The 20610-nt window shown below is 59.2% G+C and carries 18 protein-coding genes and 2 pseudogenes; 13 read left to right on the forward strand and 7 right to left on the reverse strand.

Translation table 11 applies throughout. The annotated features are described in order from the left end of the window. Positions 1 to 143 precede the first annotated feature (143 nt). From AAEZ05_RS14245 to AAEZ05_RS14275, 7 genes are read left to right on the forward strand one after another with little or no spacing between them, the layout of a single operon-like run. Positions 144 to 1739: a glycosyltransferase gene (locus AAEZ05_RS14245; RefSeq protein WP_350647847.1), complete on the forward strand. Its 1596-nt coding sequence runs from the start codon at positions 144 to 146 to the stop codon at positions 1737 to 1739. Further along, entirely contained in the window at positions 1733 to 3037 is a 1305-nt protein-coding gene (locus AAEZ05_RS14250; RefSeq protein ID WP_350647811.1) for a glycosyltransferase, read from the forward strand. Before AAEZ05_RS14245 ends, AAEZ05_RS14250 begins: the two co-directional genes overlap by 7 nt. Then, entirely contained in the window at positions 3034 to 3921 is an 888-nt protein-coding gene (locus tag AAEZ05_RS14255) for a class I SAM-dependent methyltransferase (protein ID WP_205891768.1), read from the forward strand. The genes AAEZ05_RS14250 and AAEZ05_RS14255 overlap by 4 nt, the downstream gene beginning before the upstream one ends. Further along, positions 3914 to 5071 carry an acyltransferase family protein gene (locus tag AAEZ05_RS14260; protein WP_350647813.1) on the forward strand — a complete coding sequence of 386 codons (1158 nt, stop codon included), beginning with the start codon at positions 3914 to 3916 and terminating at the stop codon, positions 5069 to 5071. Before AAEZ05_RS14255 ends, AAEZ05_RS14260 begins: the two co-directional genes overlap by 8 nt. After that, positions 5065 to 5901, forward strand: coding sequence for a class I SAM-dependent methyltransferase (locus AAEZ05_RS14265; protein ID WP_045060856.1), 837 nt, complete (start codon positions 5065 to 5067; stop codon positions 5899 to 5901). Before AAEZ05_RS14260 ends, AAEZ05_RS14265 begins: the two co-directional genes overlap by 7 nt. Positions 5902 to 5954: 53 nt before the next feature. Then, positions 5955 to 7151 carry a DUF3142 domain-containing protein gene (locus AAEZ05_RS14270; RefSeq protein ID WP_045060869.1) on the forward strand — a complete coding sequence of 399 codons (1197 nt, stop codon included), beginning with the start codon at positions 5955 to 5957 and terminating at the stop codon, positions 7149 to 7151. After that, positions 7138 to 9312: a hypothetical protein gene (locus AAEZ05_RS14275; protein WP_350647815.1), complete on the forward strand. Its 2175-nt coding sequence runs from the start codon at positions 7138 to 7140 to the stop codon at positions 9310 to 9312. The genes AAEZ05_RS14270 and AAEZ05_RS14275 overlap by 14 nt, the downstream gene beginning before the upstream one ends. Here AAEZ05_RS14275 and AAEZ05_RS14280 read toward each other — a convergent pair. Further along, positions 9313 to 9444: pseudogene (locus AAEZ05_RS14280) on the reverse strand (LysE family translocator); the annotation flags it as partial. Between the two features lie 63 nt (positions 9445 to 9507). On the opposite strand from AAEZ05_RS14280, the gene AAEZ05_RS14285 reads away from it, so the two are divergent. Further along, positions 9508 to 9981: an Lrp/AsnC family transcriptional regulator gene (locus tag AAEZ05_RS14285; RefSeq protein ID WP_045060854.1), complete on the forward strand. Its 474-nt coding sequence runs from the start codon at positions 9508 to 9510 to the stop codon at positions 9979 to 9981. A 6-nt stretch (positions 9982 to 9987) separates the two neighbouring features. Here the strand turns inward: AAEZ05_RS14285 and lpdA are convergent, their stop codons facing one another. Then, complete coding sequence (gene lpdA, locus AAEZ05_RS14290; RefSeq protein ID WP_045060853.1) at positions 9988 to 11388, reverse strand: dihydrolipoyl dehydrogenase; 1401 nt, start codon at positions 11386 to 11388, stop codon at positions 9988 to 9990. Between the two features lie 264 nt (positions 11389 to 11652). Between lpdA and cfaB the strand changes: the two genes are divergently transcribed. Continuing rightward, positions 11653 to 12840, forward strand: a complete 1188-nt coding sequence (gene cfaB, locus AAEZ05_RS14295; RefSeq protein WP_045060852.1) for a C17 cyclopropane fatty acid synthase CfaB — start codon at positions 11653 to 11655, stop codon at positions 12838 to 12840. Here the strand turns inward: cfaB and cls are convergent. Then, a complete protein-coding gene (gene cls / locus AAEZ05_RS14300; RefSeq protein ID WP_350647818.1) occupies positions 12837 to 14276 on the reverse strand; it encodes a cardiolipin synthase in 1440 nt (479 codons plus the stop codon). The genes cfaB and cls overlap by 4 nt on opposite strands. Positions 14277 to 14407: 131 nt before the next feature. On the opposite strand from cls, the gene AAEZ05_RS14305 reads away from it, so the two are divergent. Next, the gene (locus AAEZ05_RS14305; RefSeq protein WP_045060850.1) at positions 14408 to 14929 is read left to right on the forward strand and encodes a DUF3617 domain-containing protein; all 522 of its coding nucleotides are present in this window, start codon (positions 14408 to 14410) and stop codon (positions 14927 to 14929) included. On the opposite strand, the gene folE2 is transcribed toward AAEZ05_RS14305, so the two are convergent. Further along, a complete protein-coding gene (folE2, locus tag AAEZ05_RS14310; protein WP_350647820.1) occupies positions 14896 to 15816 on the reverse strand; it encodes a GTP cyclohydrolase FolE2 in 921 nt (306 codons plus the stop codon). The two genes, AAEZ05_RS14305 and folE2, sit on opposite strands and share 34 nt — an antisense overlap. Before the next feature lie 105 nt (positions 15817 to 15921). On the opposite strand from folE2, the pseudogene zigA reads away from it, so the two are divergent. Then, positions 15922 to 17125 (forward strand): annotated as a pseudogene (zigA, locus tag AAEZ05_RS14315) (zinc metallochaperone GTPase ZigA). Between the two features lie 3 nt (positions 17126 to 17128). Here the strand turns inward: zigA and AAEZ05_RS14320 are convergent. After that, a complete protein-coding gene (locus AAEZ05_RS14320) occupies positions 17129 to 17485 on the reverse strand; it encodes a hypothetical protein (protein ID WP_045060847.1) in 357 nt (118 codons plus the stop codon). A 27-nt stretch (positions 17486 to 17512) separates the two neighbouring features. On the opposite strand from AAEZ05_RS14320, the gene AAEZ05_RS14325 reads away from it, so the two are divergent. Continuing rightward, entirely contained in the window at positions 17513 to 18475 is a 963-nt protein-coding gene (locus AAEZ05_RS14325) for a CobW family GTP-binding protein (RefSeq protein WP_205891759.1), read from the forward strand. Here AAEZ05_RS14325 and AAEZ05_RS14330 read toward each other — a convergent pair. Continuing rightward, positions 18472 to 18885 carry a DUF3301 domain-containing protein gene (locus AAEZ05_RS14330; protein ID WP_045060845.1) on the reverse strand — a complete coding sequence of 138 codons (414 nt, stop codon included), beginning with the start codon at positions 18883 to 18885 and terminating at the stop codon, positions 18472 to 18474. The two genes, AAEZ05_RS14325 and AAEZ05_RS14330, sit on opposite strands and share 4 nt — an antisense overlap. Positions 18886 to 19000: 115 nt before the next feature. Here AAEZ05_RS14330 and pdxY point away from each other — a divergent pair, with 115 nt between their 5' ends. Further along, complete coding sequence (gene pdxY, locus AAEZ05_RS14335) at positions 19001 to 19873, forward strand: pyridoxal kinase PdxY (protein ID WP_045060844.1); 873 nt, start codon at positions 19001 to 19003, stop codon at positions 19871 to 19873. Positions 19874 to 20006: 133 nt separating this feature from the next. Here pdxY and AAEZ05_RS14340 read toward each other — a convergent pair whose 3' ends face one another. Further along, positions 20007 to 20489 (reverse strand): acyl-CoA thioesterase, encoded by a 483-nt coding sequence (locus tag AAEZ05_RS14340; protein ID WP_045060843.1) that lies wholly within the window; start codon positions 20487 to 20489, stop codon positions 20007 to 20009. Between the last annotated feature and the right edge of the window lie 121 nt (positions 20490 to 20610).

Raw genomic sequence — 20610 nt, forward strand, 5'->3', positions numbered from 1 at the left:
GAAACTGCGAGAAACTGACCATTAAAACAAGAACGAAGACGGGCACGAAGACGATGGACGAGGGCTAGTAAATGCTGCCCCGATCCGTGGCTTCTCCGTCACAGAGTGAGGTTGCCGGGATGGCGATTTCACCATGGGATGCCATGAATTTCATTCTCTACTCCGACGTCAACGACAGCTCCATCAGCCAGAGTCTCGGCCGTCCCGAGTACAGTTACTATTTTGTGCTCAAGGCTTATCGACCCTTGTTCGAAAGCCTTGGGCAGGTTCATGTCGTAGCCTCTAGCGCCGAAGTGGATCCGCTCTATCGGCAGTTGCAGCAAGCGGGGCAGGATAGCCTGTTCATTTCGTTTGCACCGCCGCACAAGACCCCGACCGATATTCAATGCCCAATGGTGTGTGTGGTTGCCTGGGAATTCGACACCATTCCTGCCGAGCATTGGGACAACGATCCACGCCAGGACTGGAGCCAGACACTGGCGCGCCTGGGCCGGGTGATCACCTTGTCCACCCATACAGCCGAAGCCATCCGCCGAACCCTGGGTGCCGATTTCCCTGTGCTCGTACTGCCGACGCCTTTGTGGGAACGCTTTGCCGAGGTGCGCCAGCACTATCCGGGCACCCCGGTAAATCCGGGCGCCACGCTGCAGATCAAAGGCTGCATCCTCGACAGCCATGTGATGGGCTTGTCCGCCGATGGCCTGCTTGGACCGCCGATTGAAGAGTCAGTGGCGCAGATCGAGCCTGAGCCGGAAGTAGTACCGGAGCCGCCACCGCCACCGCCATCATTGACCATCCGCCGCCGTGCATTCATTACCCGGCATTACGTGCGCGAAGTCTACCGGGCACTCAAGCACAACCTGCTGCTGTGGTATCGCGAAGCCGCTCGCGATCTGGTGCCGGACGCCGTTCGCCCCTTGTCAACCAGGCTTCGCAAGCCGGCACTGCCAATGCAACCACTGCCAGTTGCTCCCGAGGTTGCCGAGCCGGTCGAGCTAGTCGAACCGGCGCCATCCGCTTTGCCCGATACCACCACGACAGTCTCCATCGATGTCAGTGGCGTGGTGTATGTCAGCGTGTTCAATCCCGACGACGGGCGCAAGAACTGGCACCATCTGATCACCGCGTTTTGCTGGGCATTGCGCGATGCACCAGACGCCACGCTCGTGCTGAAGATGACTCAGAACGACCTCTCCACCTATTACGTCGAACTCATGACCTTGCTCTCGCAACTGTCACCGTTCGCCTGTCGGGTGGTGGTCATGCACGGTTATCTGCAGGATGAAGAATTTGCGCAGTTGTACGGCGCCGCGAGTTTTTACGTCAACGCATCACGCTGCGAAGGCCTGTGCTTGCCGCTGATGGAATTCATGTCGTGTGCACGGCCCGTTATCGCCCCGGACCACACCGCAATGCGCGATTACATCGACGAACGCGTGGCCTTTGTAGTGAAGTCCAGTCGCGAGCCGACGATCTGGCCGGAAGACGCGCGCATCCTCTACCGGACCCTGCGCCATCGTCCGGATTGGGGCTCGTTGAAAACCGCTTATGCACAGAGTTACGCCATGGCCAAAGACCACCCCCAGGCCTGGCATGCCATGGCCGACGCCGCCAGCGAGCGGATGCGCGACTACTGCAGTTTTATGCCAGTCCAGCAGCGCCTGGCGCAGTTCTTTGGGCAGGCCCCGGTCATCGCCGCTGCGTCAGCGGCCGCCAGGACAGGGACTGCAGCATGCTGATCATCATTCATTCGGAAACCAACAAGAGCAACATCCAGCAGAATCTGGGCCGGCCCGAGTACAGCTACTACTTCGTGCTCAAGGAGTTTCGTCCGGTTCTGGAACGCCTGGGCCAGGTGATCGAGGTCAGCGACCCTGACGAGTTGGTCGACCGCCTGTATTTCGATTGCCAGAGCAGGGGAGAGGACTGTGTGTTCCTGTCCTTCTCACCGCCGCACCGCACACCCATCAGCTATGCCTGCCCGACCATTGCAGTGTTCGCCTGGGAGTTCAGCACCATCCCCACTGAAAGCTGGCATGGGGAACCGCGGCATGACTGGCGGGTGGTACTGGCGGCCAGCGGCATGGCGATCACTCATTCCAGTTTCACCGTAAAAACCGTTCGCGATGTAATGGGGCCCGAGTATCCGATCAGCGCGATCCCGGCGCCAGTCTGGGATCGCTTTGCCGCGCGCGGCGAGCACTTGCTCAAGCGCCCGGTCGCTGAAGCGATTCGCCTGAATCTGCGCGGCCTGATGATCGACAGTCGTACCGCAGATTTGCGCCCCTACGGACCGGAGCGCTTGCGCGAAGGCACTCCGATCGAGTTCGATGGCCCGGTGCGCGATTGCGAGTTGCTGCTTGATGGCGTGGTCTACACCTCGGTCTTCAACCCCTACGACGGGCGCAAGAACTGGAAGGACATGATCAGTGCGTTCTGCAGCACCTTCCGCGAGTCGGCCGATGCGACCCTGGTGCTCAAGCTCACTCACCATGACATCGCCGATGCACTCAACGACATGCTGCACCACGTCTACAAGAATCAGACCTATCAGTGCCGCATCGTGCTGATCCATGGCTACCTCGCAGACCTTGACTACGAGCGCCTGGTAGAGGCCACCAGTTACGTCGTCAATTGCTCCTACGGCGAAGGCCAGTGCCTGCCGTTGATGGAATTCATGTCGTGCGGCAAGCCGGCGATTGCGCCGCTGAACACAGCGATGGCCGACTACGTGGACAGTGACAACGCGTTCATCGTCGACTCGACAGAAGAACTGACCGCCTGGCCGCACGATCCCCGGGCGGCATTTCGTACCCTGCGTTACAACACGGATTGGGACTCGCTGTGCGCCGCCTACCGGGCCAGCTACGACGTCGCCAAAAACGATGTCGGGCGGTATGAAAGGATGTCGGCCCATGCTGTCAGCCGACTTCAGGGTTTCTGTAGTCAGGCCAGCACCGAACAGCGCCTGCAGGCGTTTTTCGAACAGCTGCTGGAGCGGCGCAAAGCACTGACCTTGCAAGCGTCCAGCGCATGATTCGCCGTCTGTTGGCAAAGCTGTGGCCGGCACCGTCGGCGCCTTTGACCGTGCCCCTAAGCCCGGTATCGCCCAGAGACGTCGGCTTGCACGATGCAGTACTCGATGGCTGGTTCCTCGGCGAAACCGGCGAGTTGCTCAAGGGTTTTGCCATTAACGCCGACGACACGCTGCTGGATGTCGGATGCGGCGAAGGCGTGGCGACCTTGTTCGCGGTTCGACAGGGCGCCTCGGTGATCTTCACCGACAGCGAGCACGACAAGGTGCGTGACCTGGCCCGCCAAGTGGCCGCGCAATCGAACCAGGCCAGTCTGGGACTGGTGAGCAACAGCTTGCCGCTGCCGCTGGCCGACGGTTGCGCGAGCAAAATCGTATGCATGGAAGTGCTCGAACACATCGACCAACCTGAACCCTTCATGGCTGAACTGGTGCGCATGGGGCGTCCCGGGGCGCTGTATCTGCTGAGCGTTCCAGCACCGGTGGGCGAGCATTTGCAAAAGGGCATCGCTCCCGCCAGTTATTTCCAGACACCCAATCATGTGCAGATTTTCACCCCCGAACGGTTCGCCACCATGGTGGAGGAGGCGGGCCTGGTCATCGAGCATCGTCAGGCCAGCGGGTTTTTCTGGGTGATGGGCATGATCTTTTTCTGGGCGAGCGAGAGGGCTGCCGGACGTGACGTGGGTGGCGCGGTTCGCGACCGTATCCAGGCGCCGTATCCGCCGTTGATGGAGAGCTGGGCGAAAACCTGGCAGGACTTGCTGTCGCACCCCGACGGCCTGGCGATCAAGCAGATGCTTGACCGGTTCATGCCCAAGAGCCAGGTCATCATTGCCCGCAAACCGATGGATACCGGGGCACGTCCAGGAGGACACCATGAGTAGCAGCAAGCGCATCATGGATATCGAGTTGCTTCGCGGCATTGCGGTCCTGGGCGTTTTGTTTCACCACTTGCAGGACAGCCTGTTCGCGGCGAGTGTTCCGCTGCTGCAACGCATCACCCTGTACACGCAGCCGTGGTGGGGCGTTGATTTGTTCTTCGCCATCTCCGGCTTCGTCATCGCGCGCAGCCTGATCCCGGCGCTGCAAGGTTGCAGCACGCGGCAGGAATACTGGCAGGAAACCCGCAACTTCTGGCTGCGGCGGGCCTTTCGTTTGTTGCCGTCAGCCTGGTTATGGCTGGCGCTGATGTTGCTGGCGTGCCTGTTCCTCAACCGCTCCGGCGCGTTCGGCACCCTGCAGGCGAATCTGCAGGCGACCCTGGCCGGCATTGCCCAGTACGCCAACTTTCGCTTCGCCGACAGCTTTTACAATTACGAATATGGCACCAGTTTCGTGTACTGGAGTCTGTCGTTGGAGGAGCAGTTCTACCTGCTGTTCCCCTTGCTGATTTTGCTCTGTCGCAAATACCTGGTCTGGGCGCTAGTCCTGTTGGTGGCGGTGCAACTGTTCACTTTGCGCACGCCGATATTGATGGTGATCAGAACCGATGCGCTGGCCCTCGGCGTGCTGCTGGCCATCTGGAGCGCGCAGCCTTCCTACCGACGCTGGGAACCGACATTCCTGCGCCGTCCCTGGGCTGGTCTGGCTGCATTGCTCGCGGTGTCGCTGGTGCTGGGTTTCATCGCCACTGATCGCTTCACGTTCACTCATTACCGTATTGGCGTGATTGCACTGCTGTGTGCGTTGCTGGTCTGGATCGCTTCCTACAATCGTGACTACCTGATGCCCGGCTGTCTGTTCAAAAGCCTGATGACCTGGGTGGGCAGCCGTTCCTACGGGATTTACCTGATCCACATCCCGGCTTATCTGCTGGTGCGCGAAGGCATCTTTCGTTTGCAGGCAGCCAACTTGCCGAACCCTGGCGGGCACCCGATCCCTACATTGTTGATCGCCTTCGGGCTGATCGCGGTTTTAAGTGAACTCAACTATCGCTTTGTCGAAATGCCCATGCGCCGTCGTGGCGTATCGCTGGTGCAGCGCCTGAGCTTGCCCCCAAACGCCGTCCCATCCTCTGGAGCAACCTCATGCTGAGACTGTTGAAGAAACTCGCGGCGGGCACGCCTCCCGCGCAACCGATGCCGGAGCCGACACCGCTGGCCGCAGCACCCGACAAGGTCGATCCGTACATGCTCGGCCTGCATGACGCGATGCTCAGTGGCTGGTTCAACCAGCAAACCGGCGAGCTGTTCACCGGCTTCCCGGTCACCGCGCAAGACACCTTGCTGGACGTTGGCTGCGGTGACGGCGGTAACGTGCATTTCTGCGCAATGCGCGGGGCGAATATCATCATCGCCGATATCGACGCGGCCAAGGTCGAGGCGACCCGGCAACGCCTGGCAGATACACCGGCTCGGAGCATTGAGTGCCACGTCACCGATTGCGACCCGTTGCCCATTGCTGACGAAACCGCGACTCGAGTGGTCTCCACTGAAGTAATCGAGCACGTCGATGACCCTGCGCAGTTTCTTGCCGAACTGGTACGGGTCGGCAAACCGGGAGCGCTATATCTACTCAGCGTGCCGCATCCAAGTTCCGAAGACCTGCAAAAAGACATTGCCGCGCCCGAGTACTTTCAGAAGCCCAATCACATTCGCATCATCAGCGAAGAACAATTCAAGGCAATGGTCAGCGACGCGGGGCTGGAAGTGATCAGCCATAGCCAATACGGTTTTTACTGGTCGATGTGGATGCTTCTGTTCTGGGAAGCCAAAGTGGACTTCAGCAATGCGGACCATCCTTTACTCAATCACTGGGCCGATACCTGGCAGGCAATTCTCGCTTCGCCTCGGGGCGCACAGATCAAACAGGCCCTGGATGCGGTAGTGGCCAAGAGTCAGGTGATCATTGCGCGTAAGCCCTGATCCCACCGGATTCTGTGTACCCTGCAACCCTGTGTTGGATGGGATAGATGTTCATGGGGTTTTCAATCCGACGGTGGGCACTGCTTTTCCCGCTGCTGATGCTCGCCGGCTGTGGGCAACCCGAGGCGCCTGCGCTCGATCAGCAACTCTACATCTGGCAACGCCAGTGGCTGCCTGCTCATCAACACGCCTTGCGTGACAGCCGGGCTGATTTCTCTACGCTGCGTGTACTCGCTCTACAGTCATTTCCTCAAGCCGGCTGGAGTCGGGCGCAAGTTGACGCCCATCTGTTACGACAAGATGGTCGCCCGCTGATCGCGGTAATCCGGCTTGATGGTCAGTTGAAGTCTCTGGATTCGCATGAAGTCATTGCGCAGGTCCAACACTTGATCACTGATTGGCAAGGGCAGGGGTTGACATTGGCCGGGGTGGAAATCGACCACGATGCCGGTGTTGCTCGACTGCCGGCCTATCGAAATCTGCTGAGCGAATTGCGCCAGGTTCTACCGGCCTCCATGGCGCTGAGTATCACTGCATTACCCGCTTGGCTGAACAGCCCGGAGTTGCCGGCACTTTTATCCTCCGTCGATAGCAGCGTGTTGCAAGTGCACGCAGTCAGCGATCCAAGAACAGGTTTGTTCCACGTGGAACAAACAAAAAAATGGACCGCGGCTTGGTCACGCAAAACCTCGAAACCGTTTTACCTGGCACTGCCTGCATATGGCGTGGCGTTGTTGCCGGCGAGCAGTGGCGGGCCGATCGTAGAAAGCGAAGTACCCCTTGAGCGCGACGGTGACCGCCAGGAGTTAATGGCCGATCCCCAGCAACTTCGCAAGCTTGGCCTGGAACTGCGGGATAATCCCCCGGAGCACCTCGCAGGTCTAATCTGGTTCAGATTACCGCTGGCGATTGATCGCCGGGCCTGGAGCCTGACCATGCTGCGCGCTGTAGCACGCGGTGAGGCGCTCCGAAGCCAGGTGACGTTGCAACTTTCAGAGCATCAAGGCTTGTTCGAAATCAGCATCATCAACTCAGGCAATCTCGACAGCCCATGGCCCGAACGGGTGACGCTGGCGGCTAGCGCTTGTGAAGGTGCGGATGCGCTGGCCGGTTATTCAATGCAGCAGACTTCAAACAGCCTGACCTTCAGCCGTCTACGAGAGGGCCGAGTAGCGGCACAGGGGCAGCGCGCCATTGGTTGGGCACGCTGCGCAAAAATTGATCAAGGAGCGTCACATGTTGATCCGTAAGTGGCCACATCATCTGCTATGCCTGACCCTCAGCCTGCCACTGGGGTCAGTGCTGGCCTGTGGCCCGGACTTCCCCATGCGGCTGTTGGACAACCGGGGGCAGACCCTGTCGGAGCTGCCGGAGGGCAACTTCAACTTCGAGGTCAGTCGCCTTGGAGGCTCGATTGCCGGGCTGAAGAACATCGCGCCCGCTACTGGCAGTCAAGATTACAGTTACGGCGAAGAAGCAGGCCAACCCAGCTCGCGGGATCTGGCAGAGCAGGTCGGTTTGTCTGTGGAACAACAGGCTCTGGTTAAGCAACTGCGCAGTGTGGCCGACGCGCGCCAAGTTGAAGTCGACGGCAAAGCACTGCCGCCCGAACTCATGTTCTACCTGGCGGGCGCGGCGGCCTTCAATGCAGCTGACTACGCGCTGGCTGTCGAGTACTTTCACAAAGTATTGGCACTGCCGGCAGATCAGCGCCCGCTACGCAGCACCTGGGCCGCCTATTCCCTGGGACGGGCATTGTTCGCGATGAACTCGCAAGTGGATGCAGTGCCAAGCCTGTTGGCCCAGTCCCGGCTTGCTTTCGAGCAGACCCGTCAACTGAGCATTGACGGCTTCAGTGACCCCTTGGAGTTGGGAGTCGCCAGCCTCGGCGAAGAAGCCCGTGTGGTTCGCACCGCAGGTGACTGGAACCGCGCCATTGAGCTGTATGCCACGCAGAACCGGCACGGATCGCCAGTGGGCTACAGCTCCTTGAAGCAACTGGTGGCTGAATTGGCCGCGATGCCCGAAGCGTCTTTGGCGCAATTGCTCCAGGGAAAGCCAGTGCAGCAACTGGTGACGGCTTCCTTGATCAGCCGACTGGGCTGGTCATTCGGGGAACAACCGCCGAACGAACTAAAGCTGATCAAGCTGCTTCAAAACAGCACGCGCGGGACCCTGGAAAACGCCGATCGGCTGGCGGCGGTCAATTATCAACAAGGTGATTACGCCAGCGCGAAAGCCTTTCTTGAGCACGCCGGGGACGGCGGCCTGGCTTGGTGGCTACGGGCGAAGCTGGCGCTGCGCGATGGCGACAAAGTCGCGGCAACCGCAGCCTATGCCAAAGCTGCTCAGGCCTTCCCGCAGAACGAATCATGGGGTGAGCGCAGGACCCCGGATTTTGACTACGAGTCGCTGCAGCCCAAATGTCGGGTCGAGGGTGAAAGTGCAATTCTGGCGCTGCAGCGTGGGGATTACCTGCAAGCGTTTGATCAACTCTACCGCAGCCAGGACATCTACTGGTTGGACGCGGCGACCGTGGCCGAGCGCGTGCTGACTGTCGATGAGCTCAAGCATTACGTCGATACCAACGTGCAGGTGCCAACGCCCTTTAGCCAGCAGGATGTTGAGGCCTATGCGGCCAAAAAAGAAGCAGAAGGTGGCGACCAGGTTGCAGCCCCGCTAACGGTCGCGGCCAAACTACGCAACCTGCTCGGCCGCCGGTTGCTGCGCGAAGGACGCTACAACGAAGCGCCGGTTTACTTCGATAACCCCCGGTTGTTCAGCCTGGCGAAGTGGTACGGCGAGCTGCGCCACGATGCAGAATCAAAATGGTGGCCGACCAAAAGGGCATTTGCGTACTTCCATGCGGCCGACTTGAGCCGTCACTTCGGCATGGAGTTACTGGGCTATGAGATGTCCCCCGACTACGCGACTTTCGAAGGCAACTACAGCCTTCAAAGCACCGAATTGAAAGTGGGGCCACTGTTGGCGCAGGAAGAGTTCAGCCGTCAGCAAGCCAGCGCTGCACAGCCAGACCTGCGTTATCACTACCGCTATCTCGCCAACGACCTTGCCACTCGGGCCGCCGATAACTTGCCGCATACCAGCCAGGCATTTGCCGCTGTTTTGTGTGCGGCAACTGGCTGGAACGCGGATCCAGAGCAGAAACAGGTATTTTATCGGCGGTACGTCAACGAAGGGCCGTATGTCGATTGGGCTGTTCACTTCGGTGAGCGCTGCCCGTCCCCGGATTTTGGGAAGGCCGACCGACGTTACGTGACGCAGGCCATCAGCCCGGTCCGTAACGTCTTGCGGCCGTATAAAGCGTGGCTGCAACTGGGCGCGGTGGTGGCATTTACCGCCTTTGCGCTGCTGCTGATCAACCGGCACAAGCGGCGCAAGCAAGCCTGATCAAGCCTGCTGGACGAACGTTAGACGTATCGCCAAACCGATCAGCAGGCTGCCGAACAGCCATTGCTGCAAGCGCTGGGCCGAAGGGCTGTGTTGCAGCCAACGGCCCAGTGCGGCGCCGGTCACTGCGTAGAAACATGTGTGTGGCACAATCTACTGGTTTATTGCCTTTCCACCATTGGAATCTGCCAACCTATGAAGCTCGACGCCTACGACCGCAAGATCCTTGCCGCCCTGCAACGGGATGGTCGCCTGAGCAACGTGCAACTGGCCGACGAGATCGGATTATCCGCCTCGCCGTGCTTGCGTCGGGTACGGATGCTGGAAGAGGCCGGAGTGATCAGGGGTTATCAGGCCAATCTGGACCGTGACGAGGTAGGCTTGGGGCTGACGGTGTTTGTCGGGGTCAAGGTGGAACGCCATAACGACGAACAGGCCGAGGCGTTTCGCCTGGCTGTAACCGCATTGCCGGAGGTGATTTCGGCATTCCTGGTATCGGGCGAATCGGATTTTCTGCTGCAGGTGGTAGTGCCGGACTTGCGCGGCTACGACCGTTTCCTCACGGGCCAGCTGTTGAAACTGCCCGGCGTGAGTGACATTCGCAGCAACTTTGCCATCAACACCGTAAAGGCTCCAGGCGCGTTGCCCCTGGAGCACCTGCCGCTCTAGCATGGGCTACATCTGCGTTGCCATCCCCTCCACATTCATCGCCGCCTGACGCAGAGCCTCGGAGCGGGTAGGGTGGGGATGGCAGGTCAGTGCAATGTCTTCGGCTGAAGCGCTGAACTCCATGGCCACGCAATATTCGCCGATCATCTCGCTGACACTGGGGCCCACAAGGTGCACGCCCAGAATTTCGTCGGTGCGCTCATCCGCCAGCACTTTCGCGAAACCTTCGGTTTCATGGTTGATCTTCGCGCGACTGTTGGCGGTAAAGGGAAACTTCCCGACCTTATACCCCCGACCTTCAGCCTTGAGCTGCTCTTCGGTCTTGCCGACGCTGGCCAGTTCCGGTCGGGTGTAGATCACGTTGGGGATCAGGTCGTAATTGACCTCGCCCGCTTTACCGGCGATTTGTTCCACGCAGGCCATGGCTTCGTCTTCGGCTTTATGCGCCAGCATCGGCCCGGAAGTCACGTCGCCAATCACCCAGACTCCAGCGGCTTCGGTGCGATGCCTTTTGTTGGCGAGCATCCCGCGCTTGTCCGTCGTCAGGCCCACGTTCTGCAGCCCCAGGCCCTCGGTGTAAGGCCGGCGGCCGATGGACACCAAGACGTAGTCGGCCTCCAGCAGCTCGGCGGTACCTCCCGCAGCGGGCTCAACGCTTAGCTGCACTCCGGTTGCGGACGAGGTGGCGCTGGTGACTTTAGAGCTCAACTTGAAGCTGATCCCCTGTTTGCTCAACGAACGCTGCAGTGTTTTACCTGCCTCTGCATCAACGCCTGGACAGATGCGGTCGAGAAATTCCACTACGGTGACCTGCGCTCCCAAGCGCCGCCATACCGAACCCAACTCCAGACCTATTACCCCAGCGCCGATCACCACCAGATGCTTGGGCACTTCAGCCAGTGACAGCGCGCCAGTGGAGTCGAGGATTCGTTGATTGTCGATGCTGACTCCGGGAAGGGGCGTGGGTTCGCTGCCGGTGGCGATGATGATGTCCTTGGCGCCGAGCTCGGTCTTGCCGCCTTCACTGTCGGTTACCGTGACTTTGCCCGGGCCATCGATGTGGCCCCAACCCTTGATCCAGTCGACCTTGTTCTTGCGAAACAGGAACTCGATGCCTTTGGTCAGGCCGCTAACGCTTTCGTCTTTCTGCTTCATCATCTGCGCCAGGTTCAGCACCGGTTTGACCTCGATGCCCAGGTTGGCAAATTCCGCCCCGATGGCCGCTTCGTAGAGCTCCGAGGCATGCAACAACGCTTTGGACGGCATGCAGCCAACGTTCAGGCAGGTGCCTCCCAGCGTGGTGCGACCTTCGACGCAGGCGGCCTTCAGGCCCAATTGGCCGGCCCGGATTGCTGCGTTGTAGCCGCCAGGGCCGCCGCCCAGTATCACGATGTCGTAGGTGCTCATGCTGTTCTCCTGGATGGAAGATCATCGGAAGTTAAAAGTAGTCCGGGGTTAATATTATGGACATAATATGTCTCATGCGCCCTCGGCAGGGCAATCATAATTTTCAGAACTCCAGCAGTTTCCGGGAGTCATCTGGGAGGAGGGTGCAGGTTCTGGTGTTTTTTTGACCGGAAGATCCCTGGAAAGCCCGTTAAATCGATAGCCAGCTATTTTTCCAGGATGGTCTAACCTCTCATCAGACGTCTGAAACAAGGGGGATTCTCCATGCTCGCGCGTATTCCACCGGCCTTACAGAATCTGCAGTTGCCGCTTCGCTTGAGACTTTGGGATGGCCATGAATTCAATCTGGGGCCGGCGCCTAGTGTCACTATTGTGGTCAAGGACCCACAGATGGTTTCCCAGTTCACCCATCCGAGTCTGGATGCGTTGGGAGCAGCGTACGTCGAAGGCAAACTTGAGCTGGAAGGTTCAATCACCGACGTCATTCGCGTCTGCGATCAATGGAGCCAGGCCTTGATGGATGAGGACGACGCCGGTCAATTTGTGCGCACCGTGCATGACAAGGAAACCGACGCCAAGGCCATTTCCTATCACTACGATCTTTCCAACGCCTTCTACCAGCTCTGGCTCGACAGTGACATGGCGTACTCCTGCGCCTATTTCGAGACCGGCAGCGAATCCCTGGAGCAGGCACAACAAGCAAAATTTCGTCACCTTTGCCGCAAGCTGCGACTGCAACCCGGTGACTATTTACTCGACGTGGGTTGCGGCTGGGGTGGGCTTGCGCGGTATGCCGCGCGGGAATTCGGCGCGAAAGTTTTCGGAATCACGCTCAGCAAGGAACAACTGGCGCTGGCCAGGGAGCGAGTCACCGCCGAGGGGCTGGACGACCTGGTAGAACTGCAACTGCTCGACTACCGCGACCTGCCTCAGGATGGTCGCTTCGATAAAGTGGTCAGTGTCGGCATGTTCGAACACGTCGGGCACGCTAATCTCCCGGAGTACTGCAAGACGCTTTTTGGCGCGGTAAAAGAGGGCGGCCTGGTGATGAACCATGGCATTACCGCTAAACATACCGATGGGCGTCCGGTTGGACGCGGGGCGGGTGACTTCATCGGCAAGTACGTGTTTCCCAATGGCGAGTTGCCGCACCTGTCCATGATCTCGGCCGAGATCAGTGAAGTGGGCCTTGAGATCGTCGACGTCGAGAGCTTGCGCCTGCACTATGCGCGCACGCTGGACCACTGGAGCGAGCGCCTGGAAGACAATCTGGAGGCCGCCGCGAAGCAGGTGCCGGAGCAGGCTTTGCGGATCTGGCGGCTGTATCTGGCCGGCTGTGCCTACGCATTTGCCAGGGGCTGGATCAACCTGCACCAGATACTTGCCGTCAAAGCCCATCCTGATGGCAGCCATGAACTGCCATGGACCCGCGATGACATCTATACGCCTTAAAGAATTGGCGAAATCAGCCGGGCTATCCGCATGCCGATCTGTTGCAGGCGATGGGTCTCCCGGCTTTCCTCCTTGGCTATTTCATGGGCCAGGGCGAAATCGGCGTTCAGCATCTGCTCCACCTCGCCGGCGAAAGCACTGTCGACTGTCAGCAGCATCACTTCGAAATTCAACCGGAACGAACGGTTGTCGAGGTTCGCGCTGCCGATCGCGCTGATCTCGCTATCTATCAGCACCACCTTCTGGTGCAGAAAACCAGGCTCGTAGCGGAACACCCGAACACCGGCCCGGACCGCTTCGAAAGCGTAGAGGCTGGACGCGGCATAGACGATGCGGTGGTCCGGGCGCGATGGCAACAGCAGGCGCACGTCCACTCCGCGCAACACAGCCAGACGCAGGGCGGCGAAAACAGCTTCGTCAGGAATGAAATAAGGGCTGGTGATCCAGACCCGCTGCGTGGCTGCGTGGATCGCCTCTACGAAGAACAGTGAGCAGGTTTCATAGGCATCTGCCGGGCCGCTGGCGAGCAACTGGCACAGCACTCCGTCATCCGGATAGACGTCAGGCAGTATCAGCGTGGGCAGCGAGCGCGCCGCCCAGAACCAATCTTCGGCAAACGATTCCTGCATGCAGGCAACGACTGGGCCGCGTACTTCAACGTGGGTATCACGCCAGGGTGCCAGCGGTGGTTTCTCGCCCATGTACTCGTCGCCGACATTGTGGCCACCGACAAAGCCCAGCACACCATCGACCACCACAATTTTTCGATGGTTGCGGAAGTTCACCTGAAAGCGATTTAGCCAACCGCTGCGAGTGGCGAACGCCTTGACCTCAACACCAGCATCGCGCAACGGCTGGACAAAACTGTGGGGCAGGGAGTGGCTGCCAATGCGGTCATACAACAGATAAACCGCCACCCCTTCGGCGGCTTTTTGCAGCAGCAGGCTTTGCAGACGTTGGCCGAGGCGGTCATCGTGAATGATAAAAAACTGGATCAGCACCGCTTCTTTGGCGGAGCTTATAGCCGCGAAAATAGCTTCGAAGGTGGCCTTCCCATTGATCAGCAGGCGCACTTCATTGTTCGCCAGGCACGGCATTCGTCCCAGTTTAGGCATCGCTCGCAGGGACGCGTAGGCGCTGGATGCGCGCGCGGCCAGCGCCTCTTCTACCCAGGGCCGCCAATTAAGCTCGGAGATCGCTTTGCGCATTTCCTCGTTGGCCTGCCGGCGGGCCTTGATATATCCATCAAACGTACTGCGGCCGAACACCAGGTAGGGGATGAGCGTGAAGTAGGGGATAAACACCAACGACAGGGCCCAGGCGATCGAGCCTTGGGCCGTCCTTACGGTGAGCACTGCATGAATGGCCGCGATCGAGCCGAGCGTATGGAGCAGTGCAATCATGTAGCCGAAAATGTGCGGTCCAAAGTAATCCATGGGGCAACCTTGCTCCTGAATATTCAATGCTTAACAGACCATGTTCCGTGCAGAATGTCGCTAATTAATTGGTCCATGAACCGATGCCCGTGGCTGACGTCTAACGGCCACTACTGATCAGGAGTTACACGATGAACGTTCGTCTGCTGGGTTTGGCCATGGCATTTGGTTTGGCACTTCCTGTGGCCGCTCAGGCGCAGATGCTTCAGCCAGGTTTGTGGGAATTGACCTCGAGCAACATGAAGGTCGACAACCAGGATCTCCCGGATCTGCAACTGATTCTCGGGCAGATCCAGAGCCAGATGACGCCTGAGCAACGCGCTCAACTGGAGAAGCAAGGCATCACCATGGGTGGCAAGGGTATTCGCGCCTGCCTGACTCCGGAACAGGTGAAGACCGACAATATCCCCCTGACGGATCCTCAGTCGGGCTGCAAGCAGGAAATCACCGAGCGTACCGGCAACCAGTGGAAATTCCGGTTCAGCTGTCCGAAGGCACAGGGTACCGGCGTGGCCACTTTCCTCAGCGATCGTGAGTTCACTACCAAGGTCAACGGTACATTCAATGCCACCGGTATTCAGCAGAAGGGTAGCCTCGATACTCGAGCCGTGTGGCTGGGTCAGGATTGCGGTACGGTCAAGCCTCGAGCCTGATCCCGATTCCATTCGCTCTGTGCCACAGCGTCGTGGGCATGCAGGCTCTCTGCATGCACCACGCGTACCTGAAACCCGTCGATTTCATCGCAGTGTTTGAGGGCAAAGTGCAGACGTCGCGCGGCGTCTTCGCAGAACATCAGGTTCTGTCCATTTGCCAACGCGAAAGCTTGTTCGTCGGCGCGTTTAACCGCTGTTTGTACTGCGGTGCCTAACGCTGCTTTTGCCACATCTATTATTTTTACCAGTGGTAACTCCCACCCATTCGGAATTATCCGGGCTTGCAGTTGTGCGCTACTGCGCTGGCTGTGAGGTGTCGCAACAATTCCATTTGCGCCACCCAACCACATAAGCACCTCGGTATGCCGCAAAGTCCTGTTGGCGAAATCATTCATGAATTGCTGCTGGATCAGTTGCCGCGAAAGGGCGGCTGAGCAGGGGCAGGTCGACGAGTAGATGACTTCGACATTTAGTTCCACGTGGAACATTCCATTTTCCAGGCGCGCTTGAACACTCACTGGGTATGACCGCCAGCCGGATAATTGGGTGATCAGTGCCGGTCTTTTTAACAGCAGCTCAAAGTGAATATTGAGGTAGGCACTGTTTGAAAGTCCCTCATGACTCCGCAGAAAGCACTGCAGTACCTGGCTCAAGCGCGCAGGCGTCAGCTCCTGTTGCTCGAGCGATTCTAATGCCAGGTATAGGCGTGACATGTGGATGCCGCGTGCGTCGCCATCGTCCAGGCTGACCCCCGCATCGGCTTTTGCCGAGCATTGCTGGCCGTTGAGCACCACGGGAATGGCAATCCCGCGCATGCCGACCCAATCCAGCGGCAGTGTTTGGTGGGAGGCCTGGGTGGCGATATCCGGCAACGTCAGCGCGTTCATGAGGCAGTTCCATCGTAGAGGTAGATGTTCTATGTTATGTTATTACATATTGAATCTGCCACGCCTTTTCTCACAAGAGCGTGCAATGCCTACGAGGAATTTCGCATGCCCCACCGTCTACCCGTCACCGTGCTGTCTGGCTTTTTAGGCGCGGGCAAAAGCACGCTGCTCAACCATGTGCTGCGAAATCGCGAAAACCTGCGGGTGGCCGTGATCGTCAATGACATGAGCGAAATCAACATTGATGGCAGTGAGGTTCAGCGTGACGTCAGCCTGAACCGCGCTGAAGAAGCTCGTGGAAATGAGCAACGGCTGCATTTGCTGCACGCTGCGCGAAGATCTTCTGGAGGAGGTGAGCAAGCTCCCCAGGGACGGTCGCTTCGATTACCTGCTGATCGAGTCGACGGGAATATCCGAACCATTGCCGGTTGCTGAAACATTCACCTTCCGCGACGAACAAGGACAGAGCCTGGCCGATCTGGCGCGCCTCGATACCATGGTCACGGTAGTTGATGGGGTGAACTTTCTCCTCGACTACCAGGCCGCAGACAGCCTCGCATCAAGGGGTGAAACCCTGGGTGAGGGTGACGAGCGATCCATTACCGACTTGTTGATCGAGCAGATTGAGTTTGCCGACGTCATTCTGATCAGCAAGGTCGATCTGATCAGCAGCAGCGAACGCTTGGAGTTAATGGCGATTCTTGCGCGGCTTAACGCCCAGGCAGAGATCATTCCAATGGTCATGGGCGAAGTTGCCTTGGGCAGAATCCTTGATACGGGTCGTTTCGATTTCGACAAGGCCGCCCAAGCCCCTGGCTGGCTGCGAGAGCTGCGCGGTGAGCACCTGCCGGAGACCGAGGAGTATGGCATCGCTTCCACCGCTTATCGGGCGCTTAAACCTTTTCATCCCCGGCGTTTTTTCGATTTCATCAACGGCTCCTGGGAAAATGGCAAATTGCTGCGTTCCAAGGGGTTTTTCTGGCTCGCCAGCAAGCACATGGACGCGGGTAGCTGGTCTCAGGCGGGCGGCTTGATGCGCCATGGATATGCTGGGCGCTGGTGGCGTTTTGTGCCACAGGAGCAGTGGCCACAGGACGACGAAAGCATCGCTGCAATCCGAAAAAACTGGGCTGTCGACACCGGCGATTGCCGCCAGGAGCTGGTGTTCATCGGCCAGAATATCGACTTCGCAAAACTCACCGGCGAGCTGGACGACTGCTTGCTCACTGAAGCAGAAATGGCATTGGGCGTGTCGGGCTGGCAACAGCTGACGGACCCGTTCGGACCGTGGTACGAGGAAGTCGCCTGAGGCTCAAGGCTTGAGCCAGCTGCCCTGGCTTTGTGCCTCGCAATAGGGCTTGAGGTACGCCTGATCGGTCACCACACCGTAATAGTGAATATCCTGCCGGTACGGCATATTGGCGACCTGGGCGTTGCTGCAGACGCCAAACGCCCCGGCAGGGCATTCGTTCACATACTGCACGTCGACTTTCTGCCCGGGCAGGTTGGGCTGGCAAAAACCATCGGCGAAGAGTTTTTCCGGTATGTTGCGGTTCTGCTGGCACACTTTCACATCCAGTCGCTCGGCGGTACTGTGAACCATGCAGGCCTGCGCCAGTACCTCGTCTGAGGTCAGCGCCAGGAGCAACAACAATCCCGTCAACCGCATCTTCTACCCCCTTAGAATCCATCAATCATGTTGCAGAACATCCCGACCCACGTCATTGCCGGCCCCTTGGGTGCTGGCAAGACCAGCCTGATCAGGCAGTTGCTTGAGCAGCGGCCCCAGAACGAACGTTGGGCAGTGCTGATCAATGAGTTCGGCCAGATCGGCCTGGACGCAGCGCTATTAACCAGCGACGCCGATGGTATCGCACTGGGTGAAGTGGCCGGGGGATGTTTGTGCTGCGTAAACGGTGCGCCTTTTCAGATAGGGCTGGGACGTCTGCTGCGCAAGGCACGGCCCGATCGGCTGTTTATCGAGCCGTCCGGGTTGGGTCATCCGGCGCAATTGCTCAGGCAACTGAACGAGGGGCCGTGGCTGGGTGTACTGGCTGTACAGCCGTGTGTACTGGTGCTGGATGCCCAGGCGCTAGCCCTTGGCAAAACCTTGCCACAGGCGCAACAGGAGGCGCTGGGCAGCGCCGGCTTGTTGTTGCTGAACAAGTCGGAACAGCTCAATGAAGCAGATCGCCAGCGCATCGCCGCCAGCCTGCCAGCGCGCCCACTGCACTGGACCCGGCACGCAGCACTGCCGCTAAGCGCACTACCGGGGCTCGATGCTTGCGCTGTGGCCGCTGTGGATAACTTCATCGCGCCCAAGGGGCTGGGACAGCTGCCGGCACTATGGACTGACCCTGCAACGCCGATTTGTCTCTGTCAGGAACAGCAGGGCAGCTGGAGCGTTGGCTGGCGCTGGCACCCGAGCCAGACGTTCCAATTGGCCCACGTCAGTCGATGGCTTGAGGGCATGGTGTGGCGGCGGGCAAAGCTGGTTATTCACAGCGATGCAGGTTGGGTGTCCGCCAATGCGCTGGATAACTCGCCGTTGCAATGGCGGCCCAGTGAGTGGCGCCTGGATTCGCGCATCGAGTTGATCTTCGATGCCCCAGGGGATGTGGTGACGCTACAAGAGACGTTGGCTGATTGCCTGCTCTAAGGCCTCCACTTGTTGTGATCCTGGCGCCATTGGCTCAGCTCGATCACTTCAGCGCGGGGTTTGACGATGTCGACCACCGCCGGTGATTCATCGAACGGCATCGGGTAGGGCGCCAGTTCGATCTGCGCGCTGTGGGCGCCGAACTGGGTGATCGTGCCGTTATGACGGCTTTCGCCGGTTACGGTGAATTCAAAGTTATACACACGGGCCAGGCGCCGGCGGTCGTTGGCATCCTTCATGAAGCCAATTTTTTTCAGCGCGACATTACCGTCCAGCAGCTCGATACCCAGCTTGGCGCAGTGCTGCTTGACCCGCTCCAGTGCACGTTCGCGCAAACCATGGTTATGCCACAGCCACGCGCCAGCGGTGGCCAGCAGCATCAGCACGAAGATATTTCCGAGGGTCAGCATCAACAGGGTGCTCCAACAAGATAGTGTCAGCTTAACTGTGTCCCCGGTCTGTCGTACAGGCTGCGTTTAGTCGCATACTGCGCGGCTCGAATTTCGTTTGACGGAAACTCAGCGCATGAAACGTACACCCCATCTGCTCGCCATCCAGTCCCACGTGGTATTCGGCCATGCTGGCAATAGCGCCGCGGTTTTCCCGATGCAACGGGTCGGGGTAAACGTATGGCCGCTTAACACTGTGCAGTTCTCCAACCATACCCAGTACGGCCAATGGGCCGGGGAAGTCTTGTCGCCGCAACAGATTCCGGCGTTGGTGGAAGGCATCGCGGCGATCGGTGAGCTGGGCAATTGTGATGCGGTGCTCTCCGGGTACCTGGGCAGTGCGGCCCAGGGACGGGCGATCCTGACCGGTGTGGCGCGGATCAAGTCGATGAATCCCAAGGCGTTATACCTGTGCGACCCGGTGATGGGTCACCCGGAGAAGGGCTGCAGTGTGCCGCAGGAGGTCAGCGATTTCCTTCTGGAAGAAGCGGCGGCCGTGGCCGACTTCATGTGCCCGAACCAGTTGGAGCTGGACAGCTTTTCAGGGCGCCGCCCGCAATCGCTGTTCGACTGCCTGGCCATGGCGCGAGCACTGCTGGCCCGTGGCCCCAAGGCAGTGTTGGTCAAGCACCTGGACTATCCCGGGAAAGCGGCGGATGTGTTCGAAATGCTGCTGGTCACAGCCGAGAACAGCTGGCATTTGCGCCGTCCGCTGTTGGCGTTCCCGCGGCAGCCGGTGGGCGTGGGCGACCTGACTTCAGGGTTGTTCCTGGCGCGAGTGCTGTTGGGGGACAGCCTGGTGGCGGCGTTCGAATTCGCGGCGTCGGCGGTGCATGAAGTGCTGCTGGAGACCCAGGCGTGTGCCAGCTACGAGTTGGAACTGGTGCGGGCTCAGGACCGCATTGCGCATCCGCGGGTGCGGTTTGAGGCGACTGCGATCAGCCTCTGATTTTGCGTTGAACCCGTTCGCGGGCAAGCCCGCTCCCACAGAGATTGTCAGTGGACACAATATTTGTGCACCCGGCAGATTTCCTGTGGGAGCGGGCTTGCCCGCGAAAGCTATCTAAGGTCGGAACCAGACCTCAGGCGTCGCCCTTGATCTCCTGATAACGCTTTTCCAGCTCCTGACGAATCTGCCGGCGTTGCTGGGCCTGCACATATCGGCGTTTGTCTTCGCTGTTCTGTGGTTGCAGCGGTGGAACGGAGGCCGGCTTGCGGTCGTCATCTACCGCCACCATGGTGAAAAAACAGCTGTTGGTATGCCGCACCGAGCGTTCACGAATGTTCTCGGTGACGACCTTGATCCCGACTTCCATCGACGTGTTGCCGGTGTAGTTCACCGAGGCCAGGAAGGTCACCAGCTCGCCGACGTGAATGGGTTCGCGAAAGATCACCTGGTCCACCGACAAGGTCACCACATAGCGGCCGGCATAACGGCTGGCGCAGGCATACGCGACTTCGTCGAGGTACTTGAGCAGAGTGCCGCCGTGAACATTGCCAGAGAAGTTGGCCATGTCGGGGGTCATCAATACCGTCATCGACAGTTGGGCGTTTCCGGGTTCCATAAAGTGCTCACGGTTCAAGGCAGGTTATTGGGGCGCACCTCTGCGGGTGCCTTGTCAGCTTTTTTCAAACCAACAGTTATCGGGACGCCGGGCGGGTGGCTGCCGTCACGCCCTGGCCGAT

The sequence above is a fragment of the Pseudomonas sp. HY13-MNA-CIBAN-0226 genome (genome assembly GCF_040310305.1).
Classification (GTDB): Bacteria; Pseudomonadota; Gammaproteobacteria; order Pseudomonadales; family Pseudomonadaceae; genus Aquipseudomonas; species Aquipseudomonas gregormendelii.

Coding starts and splice junctions, on each gene's coding strand:
- AAEZ05_RS14245 (WP_350647847.1), top strand. CDS start 144: ATGAATTTCATTCTCTACTCCGACGTCAACGACAGCTCCATCAGCCAG.
- AAEZ05_RS14250 (WP_350647811.1), top strand. CDS start 1,733: ATGCTGATCATCATTCATTCGGAAACCAACAAGAGCAACATCCAGCAG.
- AAEZ05_RS14255 (WP_205891768.1), top strand. CDS start 3,034: ATGATTCGCCGTCTGTTGGCAAAGCTGTGGCCGGCACCGTCGGCGCCT.
- AAEZ05_RS14260 (WP_350647813.1), top strand. CDS start 3,914: ATGAGTAGCAGCAAGCGCATCATGGATATCGAGTTGCTTCGCGGCATT.
- AAEZ05_RS14265 (WP_045060856.1), top strand. CDS start 5,065: ATGCTGAGACTGTTGAAGAAACTCGCGGCGGGCACGCCTCCCGCGCAA.
- AAEZ05_RS14270 (WP_045060869.1), top strand. CDS start 5,955: ATGGGGTTTTCAATCCGACGGTGGGCACTGCTTTTCCCGCTGCTGATG.
- AAEZ05_RS14275 (WP_350647815.1), top strand. CDS start 7,138: ATGTTGATCCGTAAGTGGCCACATCATCTGCTATGCCTGACCCTCAGC.
- AAEZ05_RS14285 (WP_045060854.1), top strand. CDS start 9,508: ATGAAGCTCGACGCCTACGACCGCAAGATCCTTGCCGCCCTGCAACGG.
- lpdA (WP_045060853.1), bottom strand. CDS start 11,388: ATGAGCACCTACGACATCGTGATACTGGGCGGCGGCCCTGGCGGCTAC.
- cfaB (WP_045060852.1), top strand. CDS start 11,653: ATGCTCGCGCGTATTCCACCGGCCTTACAGAATCTGCAGTTGCCGCTT.
- cls (WP_350647818.1), bottom strand. CDS start 14,276: ATGGATTACTTTGGACCGCACATTTTCGGCTACATGATTGCACTGCTC.
- AAEZ05_RS14305 (WP_045060850.1), top strand. CDS start 14,408: ATGAACGTTCGTCTGCTGGGTTTGGCCATGGCATTTGGTTTGGCACTT.
- folE2 (WP_350647820.1), bottom strand. CDS start 15,816: ATGAACGCGCTGACGTTGCCGGATATCGCCACCCAGGCCTCCCACCAA.
- AAEZ05_RS14320 (WP_045060847.1), bottom strand. CDS start 17,485: ATGCGGTTGACGGGATTGTTGTTGCTCCTGGCGCTGACCTCAGACGAG.
- AAEZ05_RS14325 (WP_205891759.1), top strand. CDS start 17,513: ATGTTGCAGAACATCCCGACCCACGTCATTGCCGGCCCCTTGGGTGCT.
- AAEZ05_RS14330 (WP_045060845.1), bottom strand. CDS start 18,885: ATGCTGACCCTCGGAAATATCTTCGTGCTGATGCTGCTGGCCACCGCT.
- pdxY (WP_045060844.1), top strand. CDS start 19,001: ATGAAACGTACACCCCATCTGCTCGCCATCCAGTCCCACGTGGTATTC.
- AAEZ05_RS14340 (WP_045060843.1), bottom strand. CDS start 20,489: ATGGAACCCGGAAACGCCCAACTGTCGATGACGGTATTGATGACCCCC.